Annotated in this window: 15 protein-coding genes and 1 pseudogene; 6 read left to right on the top strand and 10 right to left on the bottom strand. The window is 69.7% G+C overall.

The window, feature by feature from the left end; translation table 11 throughout:
- Positions 1-30: 30 nt before the first annotated feature.
- The 6 genes from ACIPC1_RS00420 to ACIPC1_RS00395 form a co-directional block, all read right to left on the bottom strand.
- Positions 31-747: an ABC transporter ATP-binding protein gene (locus ACIPC1_RS00420; protein WP_402511997.1), complete on the bottom strand. Its 717-nt coding sequence runs from the start codon at positions 745-747 to the stop codon at positions 31-33.
- Positions 744-1,658, bottom strand: a complete 915-nt coding sequence (locus ACIPC1_RS00415) for an ABC transporter ATP-binding protein (protein ID WP_402511994.1) — start codon at positions 1,656-1,658, stop codon at positions 744-746. The genes ACIPC1_RS00420 and ACIPC1_RS00415 overlap by 4 nt, the downstream gene beginning before the upstream one ends.
- A 5-nt stretch (positions 1,659-1,663) precedes the next feature.
- Entirely contained in the window at positions 1,664-3,490 is a 1,827-nt protein-coding gene (locus ACIPC1_RS00410) for a branched-chain amino acid ABC transporter permease (protein WP_402511992.1), read from the bottom strand.
- Between the two features lie 5 nt (positions 3,491-3,495).
- The gene (locus ACIPC1_RS00405) at positions 3,496-4,428 is read right to left on the bottom strand and encodes a branched-chain amino acid ABC transporter permease (RefSeq protein WP_402511989.1); all 933 of its coding nucleotides are present in this window, start codon (positions 4,426-4,428) and stop codon (positions 3,496-3,498) included.
- Positions 4,429-4,547: 119 nt separating this feature from the next.
- On the bottom strand, positions 4,548-5,777 hold the full coding sequence (locus ACIPC1_RS00400) for a branched-chain amino acid ABC transporter substrate-binding protein (protein ID WP_402511987.1): 1,230 nt from the start codon (positions 5,775-5,777) through the stop codon (positions 4,548-4,550).
- An 895-nt stretch (positions 5,778-6,672) separates the two neighbouring features.
- On the bottom strand, positions 6,673-7,104 hold the full coding sequence (locus tag ACIPC1_RS00395; protein WP_402511986.1) for a hypothetical protein: 432 nt from the start codon (positions 7,102-7,104) through the stop codon (positions 6,673-6,675).
- A gap of 54 nt (positions 7,105-7,158) precedes the next feature.
- Here ACIPC1_RS00395 and ACIPC1_RS00390 point away from each other — a divergent pair, with 54 nt between their 5' ends.
- Positions 7,159-7,893: a ceramidase domain-containing protein gene (locus tag ACIPC1_RS00390; RefSeq protein ID WP_402511984.1), complete on the top strand. Its 735-nt coding sequence runs from the start codon at positions 7,159-7,161 to the stop codon at positions 7,891-7,893.
- A 72-nt stretch (positions 7,894-7,965) separates the two neighbouring features.
- Here ACIPC1_RS00390 and ACIPC1_RS00385 read toward each other — a convergent pair whose 3' ends face one another.
- Together ACIPC1_RS00385 and ACIPC1_RS00380 are read right to left on the bottom strand one after the other, a co-directional pair.
- Complete coding sequence (locus ACIPC1_RS00385) at positions 7,966-8,427, bottom strand: hotdog fold thioesterase (protein WP_402511983.1); 462 nt, start codon at positions 8,425-8,427, stop codon at positions 7,966-7,968.
- Positions 8,428-8,580: 153 nt separating this feature from the next.
- Positions 8,581-9,615 (bottom strand): annotated as a pseudogene (locus tag ACIPC1_RS00380) (hypothetical protein); the annotation flags it as partial.
- Between the two features lie 177 nt (positions 9,616-9,792).
- Here ACIPC1_RS00380 and polA point away from each other — a divergent pair.
- Together polA and ACIPC1_RS00370 are read left to right on the top strand one after the other, a co-directional pair.
- A complete protein-coding gene (gene polA, locus ACIPC1_RS00375; protein WP_402511981.1) occupies positions 9,793-12,519 on the top strand; it encodes a DNA polymerase I in 2,727 nt (908 codons plus the stop codon).
- A gap of 428 nt (positions 12,520-12,947) precedes the next feature.
- The gene (locus tag ACIPC1_RS00370; RefSeq protein WP_402511979.1) at positions 12,948-13,910 is read left to right on the top strand and encodes a serine hydrolase; all 963 of its coding nucleotides are present in this window, start codon (positions 12,948-12,950) and stop codon (positions 13,908-13,910) included.
- Here ACIPC1_RS00370 and ACIPC1_RS00365 read toward each other — a convergent pair.
- Positions 13,831-14,685 (bottom strand): DUF4184 family protein, encoded by an 855-nt coding sequence (locus ACIPC1_RS00365; RefSeq protein ID WP_402511978.1) that lies wholly within the window; start codon positions 14,683-14,685, stop codon positions 13,831-13,833. The genes ACIPC1_RS00370 and ACIPC1_RS00365 overlap by 80 nt on opposite strands.
- A 361-nt stretch (positions 14,686-15,046) precedes the next feature.
- On the opposite strand from ACIPC1_RS00365, the gene ACIPC1_RS00360 reads away from it, so the two are divergent.
- From ACIPC1_RS00360 to ACIPC1_RS00350, 3 genes are all read left to right on the top strand, one after another.
- Positions 15,047-16,747, top strand: coding sequence for a lytic transglycosylase domain-containing protein (locus tag ACIPC1_RS00360; protein WP_402511976.1), 1,701 nt, complete (start codon positions 15,047-15,049; stop codon positions 16,745-16,747).
- 153 nt (positions 16,748-16,900) lie between these two features.
- Positions 16,901-17,035, top strand: coding sequence for an SPW_0924 family protein (locus ACIPC1_RS00355; RefSeq protein ID WP_402511973.1), 135 nt, complete (start codon positions 16,901-16,903; stop codon positions 17,033-17,035).
- 20 nt (positions 17,036-17,055) lie between these two features.
- Positions 17,056-18,048, top strand: a complete 993-nt coding sequence (locus ACIPC1_RS00350; RefSeq protein ID WP_402513333.1) for a DUF3068 domain-containing protein — start codon at positions 17,056-17,058, stop codon at positions 18,046-18,048.
- Here ACIPC1_RS00350 and hrpB read toward each other — a convergent pair.
- Positions 18,038-20,542, bottom strand: a complete 2,505-nt coding sequence (hrpB, locus tag ACIPC1_RS00345) for an ATP-dependent helicase HrpB (protein ID WP_402511972.1) — start codon at positions 20,540-20,542, stop codon at positions 18,038-18,040. The two genes, ACIPC1_RS00350 and hrpB, sit on opposite strands and share 11 nt — an antisense overlap.
- Positions 20,543-20,545 lie beyond the last annotated feature (3 nt).

Below are 20,545 nucleotides of genomic sequence, written 5' to 3'. Positions count from 1 at the left end.
TGCGGGCCTTCTCGTATGCGCGAAGGGAGGCTAGTCCTCGCCGAGGTATGCCTTCCGGACGGACTCGTCGTGGAGCAGGTCCTGTCCCGCGCCGGAGAGGACGATGCTGCCGACCTCCATGACGTGGCCGTGGTCGGCGAGGGAGAGCGCCGCCTGGGCGTTCTGTTCGACGAGGAGGATCGTCGTGCCCTGGGATTTGAGTTCGACGATGGTGGACATGATCTTCTGCATCATGATCGGTGAGAGGCCCATGGAGGGTTCGTCGAGCATGAGGAGTTTGGGCTGGGACATGAGGGCGCGGCCCATGGCGAGCATCTGCTGTTCGCCGCCGGAGAGGGTTCCCGCGGCCTGCTTCCTGCGTTCTCCGAGGATGGGGAAGAGGTCGTAGGCGCGCTGGATGTCCTTCTCGATGGCCTGCTTGTCGTCGCGGAGGAAGGCGCCGAGTCGCAGGTTGTCCTCGATGGTCATGCGGGGGAAGATGTGCCGCCCCTCGGGGGAGTGGGCGAGTCCCAGCGAGACGATCTGGTGGGCGGGCGTCTTCTTCAGCGATTTGCCGTTGAACTTGATCTGGCCGCCGACGGGCTTGAGAAGGCCCGACAGGGTGCGCAGGGTGGTGGTTTTGCCGGCGCCATTGGTGCCGATGAGGGTGACCACCTCGCCGGCTTCGACCTTGAAGGAGATGCCTTTGACGGCTTCGATTTTGCCGTAGGCGACTCGGAGGTCCTCGACTTCGAGCAGTGCGGTCATCGGTCGTTCTCCTTTCCGGGTGTGGTGTTCGTCGTGGTGTCGGCGTTCGCCTCGGCGGCTTCGACTTCGGCGACTTCTTCGTCGCCGGGGGCGTCTTCGAAGGGTTCGCCGAGGTAGGCGGCGATGACGCGTTCGTCGCCCTGGACGGTGGCGCTGTCGCCTTCGACGAGTTTTTCGCCTTGGACGAGGACGGCGACGCGGTCGCAGAGGTTGAAGATGAACCGCATGTCGTGCTCGATGACGAGGATGGCGATGCCCATGTCCCGGATGGCGAAGACGAGTTCTTCGGTGGCGCGGGTTTCCTGCGGGTTCATGCCGGCGGTGGGCTCGTCGAGGAGCAGGAGGCCCGGCTCGCTGGCCAGGGCTCGTGCGATCTCTAGCTTGCGCTGTTCGCCGTAGGGGAGGTTCCTGGCGAGGTGGTCGCGCTTGGCGGCGAGGCCGATGAACTCCAGGAGTTCCATGGCGCGTTCTTCGGAGGCTTTCTCGGCCTTCTTGAAGCCGGGGCCGCGCAGGAGTGCGGACCAGAGTCCTTCTTTGGTGCGGGTGTGGCGGCCGACGAGGACGTTTTCCAGGACCGTCATGTTGGCGAAGAGACGGATGTTCTGGAAGGTGCGGGCGACGCCGGCGGCCGTGACCTTGAAGGACTTGGGCGGCAGGATGGTGCCTTTGTAGCGGACCTCTCCCTCGGTGGGGATGTAGAGGCCGGTGAGGCAGTTGAAGAAGGTTGTCTTGCCGGCGCCGTTGGGGCCGATAAGGCCGACGATTTCGCCGCTGTTGACGGTGAGGTCGACGTTGCGTACGGCGGTGAGGCCGCCGAAGCGCATGGTGACGCCGCGGGCGTCGAGTACGACTTCGCCGCCGGGGGCGTTGGCGCCGGATGCGGCGGCCTGGGTGCTGGTGTCGGTAGTCATGGTGGTCAGGCCCCTGCCTTGCTGAGGACTGTGGGTGCTTCCGCCTCTTCGTGGAATTCGAGCTGGCGGCGCCGGTTCGGGATGAGGCCCTCCGGGCGGAAACGCATCAGTAGGACGAGCGCGAGACCGAAGACCAAGAGCTGGTACTTGTCCAGGAACTGGAGCTTGGCCGGGATGAGGTAGAGCAGTGCGGCGCCGACGAGCGGTCCGCTGATGGTGCCCATTCCGCCGAGGACGACTGCCGCGAGCAGGAACGCCGAGTTGGGGGGGACGACGGCGGCGAATTGGTACTGCTCGGGGGTCACGGTGTAGGTGACGTGTGCCTGGACCGTACCGGCGAGTCCGGCGAGCGTGGCGCCGAGGGCGAAGGCGATGAGTTTGACCCGGAAGCCGTTGATGCCCATGGCGAGGGCGGCGGTCTCGTCTTCTCGGATGGCGACCCAGGCGCGGCCGATGCGGGAGTCGCCGCTGCGCCGGAAGACCACGACCACGACGAGGGTGATGAGGAGCATCAGCAGGAAGTAGTTGGCGAATCGGGCGATGGTGAATCCGGCGAAGGTGTGTGTCGCGCCGAAGTCGAAGCCGAGGATGTTGAGGTTCGGGATCGACGCGATGCCGTTGGAGCCGTTGGTGAGGTCCGGGCCCGAGGTGCCGTCCATGTTGAGGACGCCGATGCGGAAGATCTCACCGAAGCCGAGGGTCACGATGGCCAGGTAGTCGCCGCGGAGCCGCAGGGTGGGGGCGCCGATGAGGACGCCGAAGACCATGGCGACGGCCGCGCCGAGGAGGGCCGCGGCCCAGAACGGGAACTGGACGTCGAACGGGGAGGACGGGGAGCCGGAGACCATGGCCGCCGTGTAGGCGCCGACACCGAGGAAGGCGACGTAGCCGAGGTCGAGGAGGCCGGCGAGGCCGACGACGATGTTCAGTCCGAGGGCGACGGTGGCGAAGATCAGGATGTAGACGCCGATGGTCGCGTACTGGTCGTTGGACTGGGTGAAGGGGAAGGCGGCAGCGGCGAGGAAGGCGCCGAGCATCGTCACGTTGCGGTGCTTCGCGGTGAGCGCGGAGAGCCTGCTCACGAGGCCGGCCTTGGCGGCGGCGGCGAAGCTGAAGGCGGTGATGATGAGGAAGCCGACGAAGAGTTCGTCGTATTCGGTGCCGATGCCGTAGGTGAAGACGATCAGGCCCAGGGCGAGTGTCGCGACGATGATGAGGATCTCGGCGTACGCGGGCAGTTTGCGGGCCGGGGTGGGGGTGCCGGAGGCGAAGGCTGCCTTGATGACGCCGACGTTGTTGCGTACGTCGAGGAGGAGCCGTTCGCGGGGGGTGTCCTCGGGGTCGGCGATGTCGGGTTCCGGCCGCTCGAACGGCAGGGAGAGTGCCCCGAGGAGGGTGGCGAGGGTGGCGATGGCGACGATGTAGCCGCCGGGTTCGAGGTTGACGACGCCGCCGAGTTGGACGGTGATCGCGATGACTGTGAACCAGGCGGTGGCGAAGGTGCCGAGTGCGGCGAGCTTGATGGAGCTGGCGGCGCCTGCGGGTACCAGCCAGCCCAGGCCCTTGATGCCGTACGAGGCGAGGCCGAAGAGGGTGGTGAGGACGCCGCCGATGAGGACGAGGACCTGGAGGCCGCCCGGGTAGCCGTAGACGGTGAGGTCGCCGGGGAATGCGGCGGTCCAGGTCCAGGCGAGGAAGGTGGAGACGACGGTGAGGGCGCCGCCGCCGGTGGCGAGGGCGCGGCCGATGGTGGGGGGGATGGCGACGAGGCCCTTGAGTGTTCCCGGGGTGGGGGTGCTGGGGGTCTCGGGTGCGGTGGTCTGTGTGGTCATCGGTGTCACGCCCTGTCCGCCACGCGCTCACCGAGCAGGCCTTGTGGCCTGAACAGGAGTACGAGGATGAGGAGTACGAAGGCCCAGACGTTGGCCCAGGACTGGCCGCCGAGCTGCGACATGCCGGGGACGTCGGCGATGTAGGCGGTGGCCATGGTTTCGGCGAGGCCGAGGACGAGGCCGCCGATCATGGCTCCGTAGATGTTGCCGATGCCGCCGAGGACGGCGGCGGTGAAGGCCTTGAGGCCGAGGAGGAAGCCCATGCGGAAGTTGATCTGGCCGTACTTGAATCCGTAGGCGACGGCTCCGATGGCGGCGAAGGCGGCGCCGAGGGCGAAGGCGACCACGATGATGCGGTCGGTGTTGATGCCCATGAGCTTGGCGGTGTCCGGGTCCTGGGCGGTGGCCTGCATGCCGCGTCCGGTGCGGGTCTTCATCACGAAGTAGGCGAGGATCGCCATGCTGATGGGGGCGGCGACGAAGAGGAAGATGTCGCCGGTCTGGATGGTGACGCTGCCGATCTCGAAGGGTCCGCCGGGGATGCTCGGGAAGGTGATGTCGGACTTGGCTTCCGGGTACCAGGCCCATACCGCCTGCTGGAGGGCGAGGGAGAGGCCGATGGCGGTGATGAGGGGGGCGAGGCGTGGCGCGGTGCGCAGCGGGCGGTAGGCGAACCGTTCCGCTCCTACGGCGACGGTGGTGGAGACCACGATGGCGCCGATGAGCATGAGGGGCAGCGCGATCCACATGGTGGTGCCGTCGGGCAGGATGTACAGGTAGACCGTGAGGGCGCCGAAGGCCCCGGTCATGAAGATCTCGCCGTGGGCGAAGTTGATGAGCTGGACGATGCCGTAGACCATTGTGTAGCCGATGGCGACGAGCCCGTACATGGATCCCAGTAGCAGGCCGTTGACCAGCTGCTGCGGCAGTTCGTTCACCGCATGTCCTCCGAGACGTTCGGACGTCGGATGTTCGACGAGTGGGGGCCGGATGCGAGTCCGCGCGGGGCGCCTGTGGTGCAGCGCCCCGCGCGGCTCGTGGGTGGTGCGGGTGGGGGTCAGCCTGTGTAGGTACCGGACTTCACGGGCTTCCAGGCACCGTTCTCGACCGCGTAGACGGTGAGCTGCTTGTTGGTCGCGTCACCGTACTCGTCGAAGGAGACCTTGCCGGTCACGCCGTCGAAGGAGACGTTCTGCATGGCCGCGGTGATCTTGGCGCGGGCGTCGTCCGGGAGCTTGCCGCCGTTGTCGTCGACGACCTTCTTCACGGCTTCGATGACCGCCCAGGCCGAGTCGTAGGAGTAGCCGCCGTACGCCCCGTACTCCTCCGTGTAGCCCGCTGCCTTGTAGTTGGCGACGAATTCCTTGGCGGAGGCGAGGTCCTCGACCGGTGCGCCGACCGAGGTGGCGAGGTCACCGGTGCTGTTGCTACCGGCCAGCTTGATGAAGGTGGGGTCGAAGATGCCGTCACCGCCGACCAGCGGGATCGCGGCACCGGCGGCCTTGATCTGCTTGCTGAGCGGGCCGGCCTGCGGGTACTCGCCGCCGTAGTAGACGACGTCCGCGCCGGAGCTCTTCACCTGGGTGGCGATGGCGGAGAAGTCCTTGGTGTCCGGGTCGATGTGCTGGGTGCCGGCCACCGTGCCGCCGAGCTTCTTGAACTCCTCGGTGAAGGTGGCGGCCAGACCGGCGCCGTAGGTCTTCTTGTCGTCGATGACGAAGACCTTCTTCTTCTTGGAGTCGTTGTAGACGTACTGCGCGGCGAAGGGGCCCTGGATGGCGTCCGTGGTCGCGGTGCGGAAGTACGACGTGTACGGGCGCTTCTTCGTGCCGGTGTTCCAGTCCGTGCCCTGGGTGAGGGCCGGGTTGGTGTTGGCGGGGGAGACCTCGACGAGCTTGGCGTCGTCGAAGATCTTCTGCATGGACTCGGCGACGGAGGAGTTCAGCGGTCCGACGACGCCGAGGACCTTCGGGTCGGCGACGAGCTTGGTGGCGTTCTGCTGGCCCGGGGACGGCAGCGCCTGGTCGTCGAGGGCCTCGATCTTGAAGGTGACGCCGTCGACGTACTTCTGGCTGTTGGCCTGCTTGGTGGCAAGGTCCACGGAGTTCTTGATGCCGAGGCCCAGAGCGGACAGGTCGCCGGTCAGCGGGGCGTCGACGCCGATGGTGACGGTGGTGCCACTGTCACCGGAACTCGAGCCTTCGTCGTCGCGCGAGCCGCAGGCGGTAAGGGTGAGTGCTCCCGCCGCCAGCGCGGCGGTGATGGCGATGAACGAACGTTGACGCACGGTCAGTCCTTTCCCTGGCGCGGCCCTCCCCCATGGAAGGCGCCGAGTCGAGCGCTGCGCTGAGCCGAAATAGTTTCGAATCCTTGGAGCGGTGACTGGGCGTGACTCTAAGCGGGTGCGGGGAACATCGAGGAGGGTCTGGGGAAGGCTGTGACGCTCTTGTTATGACACGAGGTAATGCAGAGCGGTACTGAGTGGGTGGAACAGCGGAATTCAGGCTGATTCGCCCTGTCCGCATGTTGAGAACGCGCAGGACCCGGAGGGGTGTGTTCAGGAGTGTTCTAGGACTTTGGTGATGACTCGGAATTGTTGCCGCAGGCTACCTGAAGGGCTTCTGAGAGGTCTTGTGCGTATCGGTCACCGAGGATGTAGCTGTGCACTTGTATTGCGCGCGTATTACGTAGAGTTACATCGAGGAAAGGGAGCCCGGCGTTCCGGGGAGCTTTCGCGCACTCACTCACGTGCACGGTGACCGTGATCCGGTGTGGAAATCCGGTCCCTGTCCGGAACGGGGGACGTGGATCCGAGGTGAGGGAGAGGCCGGCGGAGGGCTGTCCGATCCGCGTCACAGTGACGGGCGGGCCGGAACTCACGGTGACCTCCACGGCGAAGGTGAAGGCCCCGCGCGGCCCGTCCGCGGGTGGGTCCGTACGGCCGGCGTAGGCGACCTCGGTCACCTGGGAGGGGTACGGCGGGGCGGGCGGCGGCGGTTGCCGGGGACGGGTGGCGTAGAGGCAGCCGCCGACGACGAGGACGGCGACGGACAGCGCGGCGGCGAGTGTGGCGCGGCGGTGCCGCTCGTACCACTGCGTGAGCGGGCCCCGCGTGACCTTGGCAGGCAGGGGGGTGTCCCGCGGGTGGGTGCCTTCGCCCGGCTCGACGGGACCGATGCCGCTCACTGCCAGGGACCTCCGCTCGGGGTGCCGTTGCGATAGCGCTCCTCGCACAGTTCGCGTGCCTGACGGTCGATCAACTGCCCGGCCGCCTCGGTGTCCTTGCGTTTTTCCTCGGTCCGGGCGGCGTCGACGACCTTCATCAGGATCTCGTACTGCCCGTTGGACAGGCCCATCGACTGGTAGTCCCCGTAGGTGTCCTGGTCCAGTGCCTCCCGCGACCAGTGCGTGATGATCTGCGTGCACAGGTCCTCGGGTGGCGTGGAAGAGGGTGACGGTGTAGGGGAGTTGGGGCGCGCGGAGCTCTGCGTCTCAGGTGCCCTCGCTCCGTCCGTGGTTCCGGTATCCGCGCAGCCGGTGACCAGGCTGCCGGTCAGGAACGTCAGGCCGAACCCGAGCGCTGTCCTCGTCCAGGGGGTTCCCGCCGTTCGCATAGGTTGACGCTAAGCCGCCGGGTGCCCGGGATCAACGGATGAGGACCGGACAGGATGAGCACCGTGAACTGGAGCGAGCACCTCGACGAGTACTGCGAGCGGGGGTCGGCGGCCTTCTGGGCCGAGCCCGTCAACGCGGTCAGCAACCTCGCCTTCGTCGTGGCGGCGTTCGCGCTCTGGCGCATCCTCAGGCCCTACCGGCGCGCGCCCGCTGACGTTGGGCCCTACCGGCGCGTGCCCGCCGACATCGGGTTGCTGGCCCCTTTCATGGCGCTCATCGGCATCGGCAGCTTCGCCTTCCACACGCTGGCGACGCGGTGGTCCCAGGCGCTGGACGTCGCGCCGATCACGCTGTTCGTGCTCTTCTACCTCGGGTGCTTCCTGCGCCGGTTCTACGGTCTCGCGTGGCAGCGGTGTGTGCTCGGTGTGGCCGGATTCGTGGTCTTCAGCGCCGTGTTCGGCGTGCTGGTCGGCGGGCTGATCCCCAACCGCTCCGGCATGTACATCCCCGTACTGCTGCTGATGACCGGCCTGGCGGTGACGTTGCGCGGGTCGCGAGAGGCGGGCAGGGCCGCCCAGTGGCGGCAGTTCGCGGCGGCGGCCGTGGTGTTCGCGGTCGCGCTGTCCGCCCGTACGGTCGACGAGGAGATCTGCGGTGCGTTCCCGCTGGGCACGCACTTCCTGTGGCACACCCTCGACGGCGTACTGGTCTTCCTGGTGTCCCGCGCCCTGGTCCGCCGCTGGCGGTACCTGGTGGATCGGGACCGTCTTGCGGCGTCCGCCCCGTGACGGCCGCCCAGGCGTCGTCCCGGACGGCCGGCTCGTGGCAGTCAGTCGAAGGCGCCTCTTGGAGCGGGCGTGTCAGCCGGTGGGGACGTCCTTGAGCATGCAGGTCAGCCGGGCGGTGCAGACGCGCTTGTCGGCCTCGTCCGTGATGACGATCTCGTACGTCGCCGAGGACCTGCCCCGGTGTACGGGGGTGGCCACGCCGGTGACCAGCCCGGAGCGCACCCCGCGGTGGTGGGTGCAGTTCAGGTCGACGCCCACGGCGATCTTGGAGCTGCCGCCGTGCAGCATCGCGCCGACTGAGCCGATGGTCTCGGCGAGGACGGCGGAGGCGCCGCCGTGCAGAAGGCCGTAGGGCTGGGTGTTGCCCTCCACCGGCATCGTGGCGACGACGCGCTCGGCGGAGGCCTCGATGAGCTGAACGCCCATGCGGGTGCCGAGATCGCCCGCCGAGAAGAGTGCGGGCAGGTCGACGCCGAGCGCTGCGTACTCGTCGATGACCTCTTGCGGGAACTTCACGGTGCGCTGCTCGCCCATCGGGCCCGACTCCGTCCGTCGTGGATCACTGGGTGGGAACACTGTGCGGGTTCACTGTGTGGGATCACTGGGTGGTGGATCAAGCTCACTGACTTTCTGAGCAAACGCTCAGTCGGTTCTCGATTGTTCCAGACGTACGACGACGGATTTGTCGTTGACGACTTCGCGGCTCGTCGGCACGGCGTGCTTGTGCTGGGTGAGGCCCATGGCCCAGCAGACGATGGTGCGCCGGGATTCGAGGATCAGGCGAAGGGCTTCGTCGATCCTGTCCCGGGTGAGGCCGAGGCCGGTGCCGGTGACTGTCTGGTCCCAGTCGGCTGCGTGGGCGGTTTCGGCGAAGTCCTCGAAGCCGTGGGTGTGTTCGCTGACGAACTCCTCGTCGACTGTTCCTTCGGCCTCCAGGATGAGTTTGTTGAGGAGGCGGAAGAGGGCCTGGTCGCCGCCGAGGCGGATCTGTAGGAACAGGTCGGTGAGGGCGGCGCCCTTGAGCATGCCCTGGGCGGTCTGGGGGTTCTTGAAGCGCTCAAGTCCCGCTTCGGGCAGCGGGTTGACGGTGATGATCTTCGCGCCGTTGGCCTTGGCCTTCTCCCGTGCGGAGAGCATGCGGGGGTGGTTCGTGCCGGGGTTCTGTCCGGCGACGATGATCAGGTCCGCTGTGTAGAGGTCCTCGAGGAGGACGCTGCCCTTGCCGATGCCGATGGTTTCCAAGAGGGCTTCGTCGGGGGAGCCGAGCGCGGCGAGTTCCTCGGCGACGATGTCGAAGGCCCGCTCCCAGGGCACCGGTTCGTAGTGGTCGGCGCCCTGGGCCAGGTACATGGGGTGGGTGAGGCGGCCCTGTTGGCCCAGCCAGTAGCCGCTGCGGGTGGCGAGGTCGGCCAGGGTGTGCGCGGCGAAGAAGTCCGGGGTGACCCGGCACAGGGTGGCCTCCTCGGTGACTGCCTTCGCGCCGTTCTCACAGAACTCCGCCGCGTGCCGGTGTTCGGGCTCGGGCCAGGCGCAGCCGGGGCAGTCGGAGTCGTCCTTCTGGTTGACGCGGAGGAGGGTGAGCGTGGTGCGGCGCACGCCCATCTGCTGCTGGGCGATGCGCAGGGTGTGCCCGATGGCGGGGAGTCCGGCGGCCGCGTGCTTCGGCTCGGTGACCTGCGGCGCGTCCTGAACAGGATCGCTCCTGGGCGGTTTGCCGGCCATCGCTGGGGACCCCTTCGCGTGCATGTGTGCGGTGTTGGCCCGGGGCTGTGACACCAGGGCCGGCCGCCGCGGGCCCCGGCCCTCGCACCCCTTCGGATCCTCGCAGGGGGTGCCGACAGCAGCCGTGCCGGGCCGTGAGGGCTCTCACTGTCAGTGGCACGTGGCAGGATCGGGGTCGTGGCAGAAACAGCATCGAAGAAGACCGACAGCACCTCCGGCGAGACGCGTCCGCGGCTGATGCTCATGGACGGGCACTCGCTGGCGTACCGCGCGTTCTTCGCGCTGCCCGCGGAGAACTTCACCACCGCGACGGGCCAGCCGACGAACGCGATCTACGGCTTCGCGTCGATGCTGGCGAACACGCTGCGCGACGAGGCGCCCACGCACTTCGCGGTGGCGTTCGACGTCTCCCGCAAGACGTGGCGCTCCGAGGAGTTCACCGAGTACAAGGCGAACAGGTCGAAGACCCCGGACGAGTTCAAGGGGCAGGTCGAGCTGATCGGCGAGCTGCTCGACGCGATGCACGCGGAGCGGTTCGCGGTCGACGGCTTCGAGGCGGACGACGTCATCGCGACGCTCGCCACGCAGGCCGAGGCCGCGGGTTTCGACGTGCTGATCGTCACCGGTGACCGCGACTCCTTCCAGCTGGTGTCCGAGCACACGACGGTGCTGTATCCGACGAAGGGTGTCTCGGAGCTGACCCGTTTCACTCCGGAGAAGGTCTTCGAGAAGTACGGGCTGACGCCGACGCAGTACCCCGACTTCGCTGCGCTGCGCGGCGACCCGTCCGACAACCTGCCGGGCATTCCCGGTGTGGGTGAGAAGACGGCGGCGAAGTGGATCAACCAGTTCGGTTCGTTCGCGGAGCTGGTCGAGCGCGTCGACGAGGTCAAGGGCAAGGTCGGGCAGAATCTCCGCGACCACCTGGAGTCGGTGAAGCTCAACCGCCGTCTCACGGAGATGGTGAAGGACGTGGCGCTGCCCAGGACGGTCACCGAGCTGGAGCGCGCCGCGTACGACCGCACGGCGGTGGCGATGGTCCTGGACACCCTGGAGATCCGCAACCCGTCGCTGCGTGAGCGGCTCCTCGCGGTCGACCCGGGGGCCGAGGAGACCGAGGACACCCGGCCGGTCACCGAGGGAGTCGAACTCGACGGCACGGTGCTGGGCGCGGGCGAGCTGAAGCCGTGGCTGGCCGAGCACGGCCGGGCGGTCCTGGGTCTGGCCACGGTCGACTCCTGGGCGCTGGGCACGGGCGCGGTGGCCGAGGTCGCGCTCGCGACGGCCGACGGCAAGGCCGCGTGGTTCGACCCGACGCAGTTGGACGAGGCCGACGAGAACGCGTTCGCGAAGTGGCTCGCCGACCCCGACCAGCCCAAGGTCATGCACAACGCCAAGGGTGCGATGCGGGTCTTCCCCGAGCACGGCTGGACCGTCGAGGGCGTGTCCATGGACACCGCGCTCGCCGCGTACCTGGTCAAGCCGGGGCGCCGTTCCTTCGCCCTTGACGCGCTGTCCCTGGAGTACCTCGGCCGGGAGCTGGGGCCCACCGCGGCGGCCGACGGGCAGCTCGCCTTCGGCACGGACGACCAGGCCGAAGCCGACGCGCTGATGGTGCAGGCCCGTACGATCCTCGACCTGGGCGAGGCGTTCGGCGAGAAGCTGGAGGAGGTCGGCGCGGCCGGCCTGCTGCGCGACATCGAACTGCCGACGTCCGCGCTCCTTGCCCGTCTGGAGCGGCACGGCATCGCTGCCGACCGGACGCATCTGGAAGCCATGGAGCAGATGTTCGGGGCCGCCGTGCAGCAGGCCGTGAAGGAGGCGCACGCCTCCGTGGGCCACGAGTTCAACCTCGGCTCGCCCAAGCAGCTCCAGGAAGTCTTCTTCGGCGAACTCGATCTGCCCAAGACGAAGAAGACGAAGACGGGCTTCACCACGGACGCGGACGCGCTGGCCTGGCTGGCCGGGCAGACCGACCACGAACTGCCGGTGATCATGCTTCGCCACCGTGAGCAGGCGCGGCTCCGGTCGACGGTCGAGGGCCTGATCAAGACGATCGCTGCGGATGGCCGTATCCACACCACCTTCAACCAGACGGTGGCCGCGACGGGCCGCCTGTCGTCGACGGACCCGAACCTGCAGAACATCCCGGTCCGCACCGACGAGGGCCGCGCGATCCGCCGCGGCTTCGTGGTCGGCGAGGGCTTCGAGTCCCTCATGACGGCCGACTACAGCCAGATCGAACTGCGCGTGATGGCCCACCTGTCCGAGGACGAGGGCCTGTTGGAGGCCTTCACCTCCGGCGAGGACCTGCACACCACGGTCGCCTCGCAGGTGTTCTCGGTGGAGCGGTCCGGGGTCGACGCGGAGATGCGGCGCAAGATCAAGGCGATGTCGTACGGCTTGGCGTACGGGCTGTCGGCCTTCGGTCTCTCCCAGCAGCTGAACATCGACGCGGGTGAGGCGCGCGGGCTGATGGACACGTACTTCGAGCGTTTCGGCGGCGTACGCGACTATCTGCGCCGCGCTGTCGACGAGGCCCGCGCCACGGGATACACGGAGACGCTTTTCGGCCGGCGCAGGCATCTCCCCGACCTCAACAGCGACAACCGCCAGCGCCGCGAGACGGCCGAGCGGATGGCACTCAACGCGCCCATCCAGGGCACGGCCGCCGACATCGTCAAGATCGCCATGCTGAACGTGGACCGTGCCCTGCGGGAAGCAGGCCTCAAGTCCCGCATGCTCCTTCAGGTCCACGACGAAATCGTCCTCGAGATCGCCCCCGGTGAGCGCGCCAGGACCGAGGAACTGGTCCGACGCGAGATGGCGTCCGCCGTCCAGCTCCAGGCTCCGCTGGACGTCTCCATCGGCTCGGGGGACGACTGGGAATCGGCGGCACACTAGGCGCCCCGCTGGATAGGCGGTTCGTTCGCTGCGGGTCGGTAGGGGTTGGTCGTGCAGTTGCCCGTGCTTCTTTGGGACGCGGGCGAGCCGGACCGGACCTGGGGTGCGGTTCGTTCGCTGCGGGTCGGTGGCGGTTGGTCGTGCAGTTGTCCGTGCTCCTTATGGGACGCGGGCGAGCCGCACCAAACCTGGGGCGCGGTTCGTTCGCTGCCCCCCGGTGGGGGCTGGTGGTCCAGTTGCCTGTGCTCCTTTGGGGCGCTGCCGAACCGCACCAGGCTTCGGCGGCCCCGTTCGGCCCCGTTCGGCCTGTCCAGCGGACCGGGACCGGTGCGGGACACCTGAGGGACGGCCGCCGCCCCGGCCCCCGCGTCACTCGCGTGGCCCCCGCAGAGGGGCCTCGCGCCCGAGGCGCCCGTAAGGATGCGGGCATGGGTATACGCATGCTCAACCGTCGTACGGCCATAGCCACGGCCGTCGTCTCGGCGCTCCTCGCGCCGGTACCCGCGGTCGCCGCGCACGCGAGCACCGCCCAGGTTCCCGCGGCCTGCCGCTCCCCCCGTGACCCCGACCTCGCCGCCCGGATGTCCCGCGACATCCGGGCGGCGCTGTCGTCCCGCCAGGGCACCGTGTCCGTGGCGGTGCGCGACGACGACACCGGGCTGACCTGTGCGATCGCGAGCACGCGGCAGTACGACTCGGCGAGCGTCGCCAAGGTCGTGATCATGGAGGGCGTGCTGCGGCGGGCGGAGGAGCTCGGGCGCAGACTCACCGACTGGGAACTGGCCAACCTGCGCCCGATGATCACCAGGTCCGACAACACCGCCGCCGTACGACTGTGGGCCGACCTCGGCCACGCCCGCCTGAGCCGCCTTCTGATCCGCGCCGGGACGACAGGCACCGCCCTCGGCCCCAACGGCTACTGGGGCCTGACCCGCACCACGGCAGCCGACCAGATGCGGCTGCTGGCGGTGCTCACGAACACCCGCTCGTTCCTGAAGACCCGCGCCTACGGTCTGCAACTGCTCAGCCAGGTCCGCCGAGACCAGCGCTGGGGGGTGCCCGCGGGCATGCCGAGCGGTCTGAAGGCCCACGTCAAGAACGGCTGGCTGCCGCGCGCCACGCACGGCTGGCGTGTCCACAGCGTCGGCGCGTTCACCGGCCCCCACCGCACGTATCGCATCGTCGTCCTGTCGCACGACAACCCGACGATGGCGTACGGAGTGCGCACCATCGAGCGCATCGCCCAGGCCGTCCACCGCGGCCTGCGCCACAAACGTGGACTCGTGCAGGCACCCACCCCGGAGAGCACGATCAGCGAGGAGCCGGACGGCTCGGCTCCGTACGGACCGCTGGCGGGCTGGGACGAGCCGGAGCAGGACGCCACATCCTGACCCCGACCGCGTACAGCGCGAGGCCGAGCACCAGGCCGGCGCCCGCGCCGAAGCACAGCGTCGGGATCCACTCCCAGATCTTCGCGTCGGCGGCCCGGGAAGCCATCCAGAGCGAGGCCCGCTGCACCGCGCCCACCAGCGCGCACCCCCCGATCACCGCACCGGCCGCCCACCGGTCGGAACGGGACAGCACCGGCACCCCCACGGGCTCGCCCGAGGGCGTCCGCCGTACCGCGAGTGCCACGAAGAGCGCGATGGCGACGGCCGCCACCACCGAACTGCCGTACTGCGCGTACCAGTACAGCGGCGAACCGGCCATCTCCCGCCCCAGAACGGGCAACAGCTCCACGCCCCACCGGCCGTGATGCGTGAACGCGTCCCACACGACATGGGTCAGCGCGCCGAGCACCGCCGAGGCGTACCACCACCACACCACCGGCGGACTCAGCCGTCTCCGTGGAGCCCCGCAGCGCAGCAGACCGGCGACCCGCCCCTGCCGGGCCCGCGGCAGCAGCCCCACCAGCGGCTCGCGCAGCACCAGCCAGGCGCCCGCGAGCGCCCAGGCGACGAGTACGTCGACGCTGAGGACACCGGTGAAGGAGTGGGTGAAGGTGCCGAACTCCATCGCTCCGGGCAGCACACCTGCCGCGTAATAGGTCATGTCGGGTGCGAACGAACCGGCCACCAGCACCATCGGCACCAGTCGGCCGCGACCGCTTCCGTCGGCGCGCACGGCGGGCAGTACGGCCGCCGCGTGGCTGAGAGTGAAGGGCAAGTCGTCTCCCTGTGGCTTACGTTGGCCGGGTACGCCGGTCGCGGCGATCCCCGGTGCCCGGCGGACGCCCATTATGAGGGACGCGTGAGAACTGTCCGGCAGAGCACACGGTGAGCTGCCGACCGCACTGTCGGACGTGGCCAACTGGTGAAAATCGGGCACGAACGGGTGCCCGGGCGACAGGAGTTGTCGTAGGGTCGCCTGGGTCGCCGTGGCGGGGAGCACGGTCGAACACGCAGGACAGAAAACAGTAGAGAACACAGCAGAGAAGACAGAAGAAAACGCACCAGAAGTGCGCGCACGGGAACAAACTGCGCGACAAAAGGCGCGTAAGTGGTCGTCCACGGGAGGGACTCACTCAATGGTGGCGCATTTCGGCACGAGGCTGCGCAAGGGAGCGATGACGACGGCTGTGGCCGCGGTCGCTGTCGCGGCTCTGTCCGCCTCCCAGGCCCCGGGAGTGGCCACCGACGACCAGGGCAGACAGACCACCGGCGCCGACGCCGAGTCCACGCCCGACGGCAGCGCGACCGGTAACTCGCCGTACTACACGGACCTTCCGCCGCTGAACACCCCCAGCCCGACGCCGACCATCGGCACCCCTGCCGCCACCGGTGAGGCCGAGGCCGGCATACCCGCGACCGTCCTCGACGCCTACCAGCAGGCCGCGGCCTCGCTGAGCGCGTCCAAGCCGGGCTGCAACCTGCCCTGGGAACTCCTCGCCGCCATCGGCAAGGTCGAGTCGGGCCAGGCCCGCGGCGGCAACGTCGCCGCCGACGGGACCACGATCACACCGATCCTCGGCCCGGTCCTCGACGGCAACGGCTTCGCGAACATCAGCGACACCGACAACGGCGCGTACGACGGCGACAGCACCTACGACCGCGCGGTCGGCCCGATGCAGTTCATCCCGTCCACCTGGGAGTGGGCCGGCGAGGACGGCAACGGCGACGGCAAGAAGGACCCCAACAACGTCTACGACGCCGCGCTCGCGGCGGGCAACTACCTGTGCCGGTTCAGCTGGGACCTGTCCGACCAGACAGATCTCGACAGTGCGATCCTCAGCTACAACAACTCGACCGAGTACCTCAACACGGTCCTGTCGTGGCTGGACTACTACCGCAAGGGCACCCACGAGGTACCGGACGGCACGGGCACGCTGCCCGGGAACCGCAGCGACGACTCCGACGGGGCCGTCGTCTCGCCGAGTCCGACCCCGCCGAGCACCCCGCCGAGTCCGACCCCGCCTCCCGCCACCCCGCCGAGCCCGACTCCGCCCCCCGCCACCCCGCCGAGCACGCCGCCGCCCACCCCACCCGTTCCGCCCACCCCCACCGAAACGGTGGACCATCTGGAGGACGCGGGCACCGACGCGCTCACCGCGACGGCGGGCGACACGTTCGGCGAGCAGGTCGCGGTGCGGACCGAGACCTCGGCGGGCAAGGCGGTCGCCAAGGTCCGGGTGCGGTTCACGATCGTCGGCGACACCACGGACGCCACCTTCACCGGCGGCGAGACCGTCGCCACGGTCGTCACCGACAGTGCGGGCACGGCCACCGCGCCCGCGCTCGTCGCGGGCGAGAAGACCGGCGACTTCATCGTCCGGACCACCGTCGTGGGCCGCACACTGACCGGCCTCGACTACACGGCAAGCGTCACCGCACGCCAGGCCGACACCCTCGTCCGCACCACCGACACCGCGCTGACCTGTGTGCCGGGCGGCGAGTTCGCGGACCAGGTCGGGGTGAAGGCCACCTATGACGGCGCCGTCGCGGACAAGGTCGCCGCCACCGCCACGCTCATCAAGTCGACGGATGACGCGACCGAGAACGACAAGGGCCCGTACTTCAAGGACGCGGACGGCAACACCGTACGCACCCTCACGGACCTCACCACGGACGCCGACGGAGTGCTGCAACTCCCGAAGCTGTACGCGGACGACACCACCGGCACCTTCCTGCTCCGCATCTCCACCACGGGCGGCGCGACGCTGACGGTCGAGCTGACCGTGGCCGCGGCGGCCACACCGGAGCCGGAGCCGGAACCGACGGCCACGGCGTAGTCCGTACACGCACGGTCAGGGCGCCCCTCCGCTTCCGGCGGAGGGGCGCCCTGGTCTGTGTGTGCAACGTGTTCTCATCTCGCCCCGCCGTTGCTACGGTGCCGGACCTGACGATGTATCAGCTCCAGTTTCCGGCCCTCGGGGAGGCCCCGCATGCGTGCCCTCATCGCCGCCGCGACCGGTCTCGCCGTCGCGCTCGCCCTGGTGTTCACCCTCACGGCCATGGGCTCACCGGCCGGCAAGACCTCTCCGAAGCCGCTGCTCACCACCGTGCCCACCCACCCATGACGCACAGGGAGGACGCCGAAATGCGCCGCAAGGTCAGCCTGATCCTGCTCGCCTTCGCCGTGTTCTTCGCGGCGCTGTCCCCCCTGCTGCGCTGGTACGCCTTCCCGCGCCTGGCCAAGGTCCCCGCCAACCAGTACCAGGACATGGTGCTGGAGGCGAAGGACGCCACCCTCCTCGACTACGGCACGATGACGGCCAAGAAGGTCCCCAAGGTCACCATCGTGCAGACCCTCAAGGGCAACGTCGAAGCCTCCGAGAAGATCGAGAAGACCGCCGGCCGGGACGTCGTCGTCTGGGACTCCCTCTCCTATGTGCAGGGCCCGGACGGGGAGATGGTCTCCAAGCTCCCCGAGCGCTACATCTTCGACGCGCACACTCAGGAGCCCGTCCACGCCACCGGCGAGTCGGTCGACGGTGAGCCCGTCACCCGGGAGGGCATCGAGTTCAAGTGGCCCTTCATGACGGACAAAAGGGACTACGAGTACTTCGACGCGCAGACCCGCACCTCCGCCCCCATCCACTACGAGGGCACCCGCGACTTCCGGGGCGTAAACGTTTACTACTTCGAGCAGACCATCCCCTGGACCAAGGTCGCTTTTCCGAACGTCCTGCCCATCGAGGGCGTCACACCGGAGTCGCTCGCCGAGACGGGCACCACCCGCTGGTACACCACGGTGCGCAAGTTCTGGGTGGAGCCGGTCACCGGAGCGCCCGTCTACGGCGAGGAGATCCACCAGGAGGAGCTGCGCGGCGGCACCCTCCTGGGGGACCGCGACAAGGTGACCGCCTTCTCCGGGCACGTGAAAATGCGCGAGGACTACACCAGGTACACGGTCGATCTGGTCAAGTCGAACCGCACCCTTGTCCTGCTGATGACCGTGTACCTCCCCTGGGGCTTCCTGATCCTGGGGGCGGGGCTCCTGTCGCTCTCCCTCTACCTGGAGGCACGCAGCCGCCGCCCGGGCGACCCCGCGCCCACGGACGCCGCGGAACCGGAACCGGTCAGCGCCTGAGCCGCGCGTTCGTGTACCGCGTCGGCTCGGCGGTCGCCGGGTCCTCGGGCCACGGATGTTTGGGATAGCGTCCGCGCAGTTCGGCCCGTACGGCCTTGTAGCCCTCTCTCCAGAAGGAGGCCAGGTCGGCGGTGACGGCGGCGGGCCGCCCCGCGGGCGAGAGCAGATGCACGAGCACGGGCACCCCGGCGACGGCCGGGGACCTGTGGAGGCCGAACATCTCCTGCAACTTGACGGCGAGCACCGGTTGTTCGGGGTCGGCGTAGTCGACCCGGATCCTGGATCCGCTGGGTACCTGGATCCGCTCGGGGGCGAGTTCGTCAAGGCGGGCCGCCTCGCCCGTCGCCCAGGGCAGTAGCCGGGCGAGTGCCTGCCCCGCGTCGATGCGTGCCAGATCGGCCCGCCGTCGGGCGCGGCTCAGTTCCGGCTCCAGCCACTCGTCCACGCGCGCGTGGAGCGCGTCGTCGGACACGTCGGGCCACGGGGCGCCCCGGTGCAGACGCAAAAACGCGAGCCGCCGCCGCAGCACCTCGGCGTCCGGCGACCACCGCAACAGCCCGAACCCGTCCTCCCGCAACCCTTCCAGCAGCGCATTCCGTACGAGCCCGGCGTCGGCCTTCTTGAGCGGCCGCACCGCCAACTCCACGGCCCCGAGCCGCTCGACCCGCCGTGCGACGACGTCACCGTCGGCCCAGTGGACCTCGTCGCCCGCGGAGCGCAGGCTCACCGCCGCCCGTATCGCGGTCTCCTCGTCGATGACCGCCGCGAGACGCACGCGCGCGTGCCCGGCGCCGACGGGGCGGTCCGCGACAGCCACGGCGAGCCAGGACGCTCCGCGCAGCCCCGAACCGTCCCCGACCTCGGCCCGCGTCCCGGAGACCATGAGGTACGAGCCGCCCTGAGCCCGCGCGACGCGTTCGGGGAACGCCAGGGCGGCGACGAGTCCGGCCACCCTGTCGTCGCCCACACCGGAGTGGGAGCCAGGGGCGGGTGCGGGGGACGACGTGCGCAGCCGGCGGGACTCCGTGCGCCAGCGGGCCGCGTAGGCGTCGCCCCCGCGCCGGGCCGCCCGCCAGGCCGCCGCCAGGTCGTCGCCGTACTCCAGCGGTGGCTCCTCGCTCAGCAGGGCGACCACTTCGGCGGCTCGGTCCGCGCCGACCTCGGGTGCCGCGTCCAGCAGGGCCCGGGCCAGTCGCGGGTGCAACCCGAGACGGGACATCCGCACACCCCGCTCGGTCGCCCGCCCCGCGGCGTCGACGGCGCCCACGGCCGTCAGCACCGTGCGCGCCGCGGCCATCGCGCCGCCCGGTGGCGGGTCCAGGAGTGCGAGCCCCGTCGCGTCCGGATCGCCCCAGCAGGCCGCCTGGAGGGCGAACGCCGTCAGGTCGGCCACCTTGATCTCCGGCGCGGGGAAGCGGCTGAGACGCGCGTCCTGCGCCTCGGACCAGCAGCGGTACACCCGCCCCGGTGCCTCACGCCCGGCCCGCCCCGCCCGCTGCCGTCCGGCCGCCTGCGAGGCCCGTACGGTCGCCAGCGCGCTCAGCCCGCGCGCGTGGTCCACCCGTGGCTCCCGCGCGAGCCCGGAGTCGACGACCACCCGCACCCCGGGAACCGTCAGCGACGACTCGGCGACGGCGGTGGCCAGGACCACCCGGCGCCCCGGCCCGCCCGACAGCACCGCGTCCTGCACGGCGGCCGACGCCCGACCGTGCACCTGAAGTACCTCGACAGCGCCGAGATCCCCCAACTGCCCGGCGACGCGCGCGATCTCGCCGACCCCGGGCAGGAAACACAGCACGTCCCCGTCGTGCTCGGCCAACGCCCGGCGCACCACCGACGCCACATGGGTGAGCAGCACAGGGTCCACGCGCATCCCATGGGGTGGCCGTACAGGGCGCACGGGCGGCGCCCACACCAGCTCGACCGGATACGAGACCCCCTGGGCCTCGACCACCGGCGCCCCGCCCAGCAGCCGGGCCCAGCCCCCGGCGTCGGTGGTCGCGGACGCGGCCACCAGCCGCAACTCGGGGCGGAGCGTGGCCCGTACGTCCAGCACGAAGGCGGCCACGGTGTCGGCGTCCAGATGCCGTTCATGGCACTCGTCGAGCACGACCACGTCGATGCCCGCCAACTCCTGGTCCCGCTGGAGGCGTTGCAGCAGTACACCGGTCGTGACGACCTCCACGCGTGTGCGTGGACCCACCACACGCTCACCGCGCACGGTGAAGCCGACGCTCTCGCCGACCTTCTCCCCGAGCAGCCACGCCATCCGCCGCGCGGCCGCCCGGGCGGCGATACGGCGTGGCTCGGCGACGACGACACGGCGGGGCGGGCCCTCGTCCAGCAGCCCGGCGAGAGCCAGCGGCACGAGTGTCGTCTTGCCGGTGCCGGGCGGTGCGACGAGGACCGCCGCGCCGTGCGCCTCCAGGGAGTCGTTCAGGGCGGGCAGCGCGCCGCGTACGGGCAGCGGGTCCAGAGCGTCGTGGCGGATCACCCG

Source organism: Streptomyces sp. NPDC087263 (assembly GCF_044744645.1).
GTDB lineage: Bacteria > Actinomycetota > Actinomycetes > Streptomycetales > Streptomycetaceae > Streptomyces.
The sequence above is the reverse complement of the archived record's forward strand: the minus strand, read 5'-3'. Positions and strand labels throughout refer to the sequence as shown.

Excerpts from the sequence above, each read along its gene's own strand:
- ACIPC1_RS00420 (WP_402511997.1), bottom strand. The coding sequence starts at position 747 with ATGACCGCACTGCTCGAAGTCGAGGACCTCCGAGTCGCCTACGGCAAA.
- ACIPC1_RS00415 (WP_402511994.1), bottom strand. The coding sequence starts at position 1,658 with ATGACTACCGACACCAGCACCCAGGCCGCCGCATCCGGCGCCAACGCC.
- ACIPC1_RS00410 (WP_402511992.1), bottom strand. The coding sequence starts at position 3,490 with ATGACCACACAGACCACCGCACCCGAGACCCCCAGCACCCCCACCCCG.
- ACIPC1_RS00395 (WP_402511986.1), bottom strand. The coding sequence starts at position 7,104 with ATGCGAACGGCGGGAACCCCCTGGACGAGGACAGCGCTCGGGTTCGGC.
- ACIPC1_RS00390 (WP_402511984.1), top strand. The coding sequence starts at position 7,159 with ATGAGCACCGTGAACTGGAGCGAGCACCTCGACGAGTACTGCGAGCGG.
- ACIPC1_RS00385 (WP_402511983.1), bottom strand. The coding sequence starts at position 8,427 with ATGGGCGAGCAGCGCACCGTGAAGTTCCCGCAAGAGGTCATCGACGAG.
- ACIPC1_RS00370 (WP_402511979.1), top strand. The coding sequence starts at position 12,948 with ATGGGTATACGCATGCTCAACCGTCGTACGGCCATAGCCACGGCCGTC.
- ACIPC1_RS00360 (WP_402511976.1), top strand. The coding sequence starts at position 15,047 with ATGGTGGCGCATTTCGGCACGAGGCTGCGCAAGGGAGCGATGACGACG.
- ACIPC1_RS00355 (WP_402511973.1), top strand. The coding sequence starts at position 16,901 with ATGCGTGCCCTCATCGCCGCCGCGACCGGTCTCGCCGTCGCGCTCGCC.
- ACIPC1_RS00350 (WP_402513333.1), top strand. The coding sequence starts at position 17,056 with ATGCGCCGCAAGGTCAGCCTGATCCTGCTCGCCTTCGCCGTGTTCTTC.